Annotated in this window: 3 protein-coding genes; all 3 read left to right on the forward strand. The window is 59.3% G+C overall.

Annotation, left to right across the window (positions count from 1 at the left end; all coding sequences use genetic code 11):
• The first annotated feature begins 332 nt into the window (after window positions 1-332).
• The 3 genes from AC1DSA_RS26060 (at window position 333) to AC1DSA_RS26070 (ending at window position 1,478) form a co-directional block, all read left to right on the forward strand.
• Complete coding sequence (locus tag AC1DSA_RS26060) at window positions 333-602, forward strand: hypothetical protein (RefSeq protein WP_477894179.1); 270 nt, start codon at window positions 333-335, stop codon at window positions 600-602.
• Window positions 603-733: 131 nt separating this feature from the next.
• The gene (locus AC1DSA_RS26065) at window positions 734-1,084 is read left to right on the forward strand and encodes a hypothetical protein (RefSeq protein ID WP_477894181.1); all 351 of its coding nucleotides are present in this window, start codon (window positions 734-736) and stop codon (window positions 1,082-1,084) included.
• Window positions 1,085-1,193: 109 nt separating this feature from the next.
• Complete coding sequence (locus tag AC1DSA_RS26070; RefSeq protein ID WP_477894182.1) at window positions 1,194-1,478, forward strand: hypothetical protein; 285 nt, start codon at window positions 1,194-1,196, stop codon at window positions 1,476-1,478.
• The last annotated feature ends 270 nt before the right edge of the window (window positions 1,479-1,748 follow it).

Below are 1,748 nucleotides of genomic sequence, written 5' to 3' on the forward strand. Positions count from 1 at the left end.
CTTCCATCACGACTTGTGCGGCCGTGCGGTTGCCAAAGAAGCGCTCGAACTGCGCGCGGGTCAGCCGATGCGAGCCAACGAGGCGCCCTTGCGCATCAGCCTCGGCCACCTGGAAAACAGTCTTTGCAAGATCGACGGCGACGGTTGTAGCATCCATGTCGGACTCCTTTCGTTGAAGACCTGATCCCCACGCCAATGAAGACCAGTGCGCCAATCTGGCGCGAAAAACGAGAGGAGTCCATCCCATCATTCGACGCGGACGCCCGGCGGCGGTCCTTCGCTTCGCGGCGGACCTCTCCTCTGGTCGCCGGTCAACTCCGACGTTATGCCGCATGAAGTCCGTCCGCGTCATTCTCGGAGGTGTCGCGGTTTACGCTGCTCTGCTTCTTCTCTTCATTCACGTACTGCACGTGCCCGCTAAATCCGACTGGTACTGGCTGCCGTTCTTCGTAAGCTTTGCGGCAGTTGTGTACTTCGGGATGTGGGGCCCGGGTCAACTCCGTCATAAGCTGGTGGGCGTAATCGTGTGCGCTGCCGTGGTGCTGGCTGTCGACCTGGTGGGCGTGGTTTGGTATTCCTGCGCCCAAGGTGTCTGCTCATGAAGTACATGCGGCATAACAGGTCGGTCGACTCGGACGCGCTGCGGCAAGGGTCCGCACGATGCCGTGGTAATTCGTGCACCGTGCGGCCCCTTGCCGCAACGTGCCGGTCACCTTCACGTTAGACCTCACGTATGGTCATGTTCGCATCAGAGGCTGACCTTCTCGCCACCCTCGCACGCTACGACGATCTCATTCGTCGCTGCACCGCTGGGGAAATCTCGTTCGCGAGCTTCTGCGACTCGTACGAGAATTTCTACTGGCGCTTCGCCCTAGATGGCCATGAGTCCGATGCGGAGGAACTCAGACTGCTTGAAAGGCACGCCGACCGAATTGCGCCGCACCGATTGCTCGCTGAGGAAATTCTGGCTTGGCTCTGTTCGGACGAGGACGCGCAGGGGAAGGAGTATGTGCACGCCGGGAGAATCGGCTCTGTCGAAGCACTCGCCCGGCTGCGAGAGCTGTCGCGAAAGGCCAGGCGATGAGGTCTAACATGGCAATCGACACGGACGTCCTATCGGCTGGCTTTCGCCGGCCTACTATCCGCCGGTCATTTGTACGTTAGACCTCAGAAATTCAGGTACAGGGGATGAGATGCACTCAAAAGACAAGATCCACGCTCTCTTGAAGGAATGCTGCGACGAAGTGTTCGCATTCATGCAGGAGCGCGAATCCTTGTACGCCGACCGTCTCGTCCCTGCGACTGACGTGAACGACGGTTTGGAGATCAATTTCAGCGCCGTTCCGAAGAACTCGAAGAACCCGAAGGGCCAGAAGGGGTGGCTGTTCGCAACCTTCGCACGGATGCTTGAGGACGACGGACGTCTGCAGCATCATAAGAAGGGCGGTCGGTCCTATTACAAGCTCATCCGGCCGTGAGGCACGCCGGCGCCTTGAGGTCTAACAGGTCGTATATGGACTCCTCTCCAACGACAAGGCCCTGATCACTGTTGTTGGCTTCAAGAGCAACGCCTGCGGTCGTATATCCGGCATCGTGTGTGGGCTGCTTGAGCCCGTGCCGTCATGGGTTCCGCGTGGTAGGAAGCAGCGCCAAACGTTCGATCGGCTTGCAATGAGCCGGACTTGTTATCGGCGTCAGCACTTCCTGGGGTTCGTCCCTGTTGGCCATGAGGGGGCGATCAGTCCTTG

The sequence above is a fragment of the Ramlibacter sp. P4_H7 genome (genome assembly GCF_056400765.1).

Bases quoted from the DNA above. Each gene is read 5' to 3' on its own strand.
- AC1DSA_RS26060 (WP_477894179.1), top strand. From the start codon at position 333: ATGAAGTCCGTCCGCGTCATTCTCGGAGGTGTCGCGGTTTACGCTGCT.
- AC1DSA_RS26065 (WP_477894181.1), top strand. From the start codon at position 734: ATGGTCATGTTCGCATCAGAGGCTGACCTTCTCGCCACCCTCGCACGC.
- AC1DSA_RS26070 (WP_477894182.1), top strand. From the start codon at position 1,194: ATGCACTCAAAAGACAAGATCCACGCTCTCTTGAAGGAATGCTGCGAC.